Annotated in this window: 4 protein-coding genes; 3 read left to right on the forward strand and 1 reads right to left on the reverse strand. The window is 38.8% G+C overall.

The window, feature by feature from the left end; translation table 11 throughout:
- Positions 1 to 304 precede the first annotated feature (304 nt).
- Complete coding sequence (locus tag P20429_RS09725) at positions 305 to 1,165, reverse strand: YicC/YloC family endoribonuclease (RefSeq protein WP_002958889.1); 861 nt, start codon at positions 1,163 to 1,165, stop codon at positions 305 to 307.
- 179 nt (positions 1,166 to 1,344) lie between these two features.
- Here P20429_RS09725 and rph point away from each other — a divergent pair, with 179 nt between their 5' ends.
- Genes rph through P20429_RS09710 form a run of 3 tightly spaced genes read left to right on the forward strand, consistent with a single transcriptional unit; the run spans position 1,345 to position 3,158 of the window.
- Positions 1,345 to 2,058, forward strand: coding sequence for a ribonuclease PH (gene rph / locus P20429_RS09720; protein ID WP_002958890.1), 714 nt, complete (start codon positions 1,345 to 1,347; stop codon positions 2,056 to 2,058).
- Positions 2,059 to 2,076: 18 nt separating this feature from the next.
- On the forward strand, positions 2,077 to 2,721 hold the full coding sequence (pyrE, locus tag P20429_RS09715; protein ID WP_007583381.1) for an orotate phosphoribosyltransferase: 645 nt from the start codon (positions 2,077 to 2,079) through the stop codon (positions 2,719 to 2,721).
- A gap of 56 nt (positions 2,722 to 2,777) precedes the next feature.
- Complete coding sequence (locus P20429_RS09710) at positions 2,778 to 3,158, forward strand: diacylglycerol kinase (protein WP_007583384.1); 381 nt, start codon at positions 2,778 to 2,780, stop codon at positions 3,156 to 3,158.
- Positions 3,159 to 3,487: the final 329 nt, after the last annotated feature.

The raw sequence follows: 3,487 nt of genomic DNA on the forward strand, positions 1-3,487 counted from the left end.
AGCTTAGTCTCGGGCTTTTTAATGTCTAGAATAAAGTGTCATATGAAGGTGGCGCTCTTACTTTAGGCGTAGGTGTGTTGTAGTAACGTTCAAAGCGTAATTATTAGCCTAGCTAATTGTTACCAAAAAGCCCGAGCTTAGTCGGGCTTTTTAATGACTAAAATAAAGAGTGATTTGGAGGTGAGAATCTCACATTAGACGAAGATGCTTGGTAACAACATTCAAAATATTATTGGTATTTATAAAAAACCCGAGCCTAGCCCGGGTTTTGATAAGTTATGAATATGCCATAATTGGCTGAAAACTATTCAATATTTTGAATTTGTTCTCTCATTTGTTCAATCAATACTTTTAACTCTACAGCGGCAGTAGTGATGTCACTATTGATAGACTTAGATGCTAGCGTGTTAGCTTCACGATTAAATTCTTGCATCATAAAATCTAGGCGGCGGCCGCATGCGCCACCTTTTTTAAGGATTTTTTTAGTTTCTTTAACGTGAGACTTTAAACGATCTAATTCTTCAGCTACATCTTGTTTTTGAGCAAGATAAATAAGTTCTTGTTCAAGGCGTGACTCGTCAATGTTTGCTGTTAAGTCTTCTAGCTTTTGAGCCAGTTTTTCACGCTGCCACTTAGCAATCTCAGGCATGTGCGTTTCTACAATTTCTACTTGCTCTAAAATCGCATCAAGGCGGATTGCTATCATTTCTTCAAGGTTTGCACCTTCATCGCCACGAGCTGATTTAAAATCTTCGATTACTTGATCAAGACCAGCAATTAGTGCCGTATTAACGCTATCCATATCAAGTTCTTCAGCTTCCATAACACCAGGCCAACGCAATATATCAACAGGATTAATGTCGCCATTACTTTGCTGTTGAACCCATTTCGCGCTATTTATAAGTTGCTCAGCAAGGGCTTGGTTAATTGATAGCTCACCAACATGGGCAGGATTTGCTACAAACTTTAAAAAAACCTCAACTTTACCGCGTTGTAAGTGTTTGCGTAAACGCTCACGAATAACTGGCTCCATGCCACGAAATTGCTCTGGTGCGCGAATAAATGTTTCAAGGTAACGCTGGTTCACTGAACGAACTTCCCAAGTGCCAGTTCCCCAATCGCCTTTTATTTCGCGACGCGCATAAGCTGTCATACTGTGGATCATGGATATTTTCCTAAATTTATAAATACAATATTACGATGATTATACCGTAACACCGCTTAAGCTCTAGGGAAAATTTAATACACTGAATATTTTGCATACAGCTATTTATTTAAATCAGCATGGTATCTATACCCACATACACTTATAATGTCGCAAATTCTGAATTAAGGGGATCGTCAATGCGTCCAAGCGAAAGAACACCTAACCAAATTAGACCTGTTACATTTACACGTAATTATACTTTGCATGCTGAAGGCTCAGTACTTGTTGAGTTTGGTAACACCAAAGTACTTTGTACAGCTACTGTCGAATCGGGCGTTCCTCGTTTCATGAAAGGTCAGGGTAAAGGTTGGATCAATGCTGAATACGGTATGTTACCGCGAGCAACGCATACGCGTAATGCTCGAGAAGCTGCACGTGGTAAGCAGGGCGGTCGTACTATGGAAATTCAACGTTTAATTGCACGTGCACTGCGTGCTGCTGTTGATTTAAAAGCACTTGGCGAAAACACAATCACCATTGACTGTGATGTAATTCAAGCTGATGGTGGTACGCGTACTGCTTCTATAAGTGGTGCATGTGTTGCACTTGTTGATGCGCTAACGCATATGCGTGCCAAAGGTATGATTAATTCAAACCCACTTAAGCATATGATTGCGGCTATTTCAGTAGGTATATATAAAGGTCAAGCAATTAGCGATTTAGAATATATTGAAGATTCAGCAGCAGAGACTGATATGAACGTAATTTTAACCGAAACAGGTAAAATTATTGAAATTCAAGGTACAGCCGAAGGCGAACCTTTCTCGTTTGATGAGCTAGATGAGTTACTTACTTTAGCTAAACATTCTATTCGTGAAATCATTGACGTACAAAAGCAAGCATTAGCATAAATAGGTAGGCCACTAGATATGAAAGATTATCAAAAAGAGTTTATAGAATTTGCCCTAGAGAAGCAGGTATTAAAATTTGGTGAGTTTACTTTAAAGTCAGGGCGCATAAGTCCTTACTTTTTTAATGCCGGTTTGTTTAATACAGGTCGTGACTTAGCACGTTTAGGTCGTTTTTATGCATCAGCATTAGAAGATTCAGCGATAGAGTACGATGTACTATTTGGTCCCGCGTATAAGGGTATCCCAATAGCAACAACGACGGCAGTTGCATTAGCAGATCACCATGATAAAGATGTACCGTACTGTTTTAACCGTAAAGAGAAAAAAGCACACGGTGAAGGTGGTACATTAGTAGGCTCAGAACTCAATGGCAAAATAATGCTAGTTGATGATGTAATTACCGCAGGTACCGCTATTCGTGAGTCCATGGAAATTATTGCACAAAATGGTGCAGACCTTAGTGGTGTTTTAATTGCATTAGATCGCCAAGAAAAAGGTAAAGCCGAGTTATCAGCTATTCAAGAAGTTGAACGCGACTTTAATACCAAAGTAATTTCTATTGTAAAATTAGCAGACCTTATTAGTTACCTTGAAAACCAAGGAACGATGGGCGAGCATTTAGCCTCAGTTAAAGCTTACCGTGATCAATACGGCGTAGCATAAATAAAAAGCCTCGCAGTGCGGGGCTTTATTTTGACCTTCATTCATAGAGTTTATTAATGAAAGATGTATTAAAACCAAATGGCTTAGGCCTCAAACGCGTTTTCAAAGCAACCTATTGCTCCTATCTTGGCTTTAAAGCAGCATTTAAAGAAGAAGCTGCATTTAGACAAGAGCTATTACTAAGCCTTATATTATTCCCCACTTCATTTTGGCTGGCTTCATCATTATTACACTGGGCAATACTAATTAGCTCACTGCTTATTATTCTAATCGTTGAATTGCTAAACTCTGCCATTGAAGCATTAACAGATCGAGTAAGTACAGAATTGCATGTATTGTCAGGTAGAGCCAAAGATATGGGATCTGCAGCCGTAACACTTTCATTAACGATCGTGTTGATCATATGGGGTGTAAGTCTTTATATGAAGATCGTTTAAGCTCACTTTTAATATTAGTGAAGTTTAAACAACTTTAGTTGTTAATAATTTGCTAGTTATGTTGTGTTTTTAACGTGTTTAGCTCAAATACTCAGCGAACAGCACATTATTTCAAGTTTTCTTCAAAAAAGGGTTGATCTGTTTTCGGATCTCCCTATAATGCGACCCCACTGAGACGGGAAACGCCAACGCATAGCGAGGCACGAACTACTCAGAGAGTTAAATAAAACTTCGGTTTTAAATCTTCTAAAAAGAAAGTTTAAAACTAAGTGTTGACTCGAAAAATAAAGGGTGTATTATTCGCATCCCTTGAGGCGCTAAAGCGACTC

This window comes from Pseudoalteromonas sp. BSi20429 (assembly GCF_000238895.1).
GTDB lineage: Bacteria > Pseudomonadota > Gammaproteobacteria > Enterobacterales > Alteromonadaceae > Pseudoalteromonas > Pseudoalteromonas arctica.

Coding starts and splice junctions, on each gene's coding strand:
- P20429_RS09710 (WP_007583384.1), top strand. CDS start 2,778: ATGAAAGATGTATTAAAACCAAATGGCTTAGGCCTCAAACGCGTTTTC.
- P20429_RS09725 (WP_002958889.1), bottom strand. CDS start 1,165: ATGATCCACAGTATGACAGCTTATGCGCGTCGCGAAATAAAAGGCGAT.
- rph (WP_002958890.1), top strand. CDS start 1,345: ATGCGTCCAAGCGAAAGAACACCTAACCAAATTAGACCTGTTACATTT.
- pyrE (WP_007583381.1), top strand. CDS start 2,077: ATGAAAGATTATCAAAAAGAGTTTATAGAATTTGCCCTAGAGAAGCAG.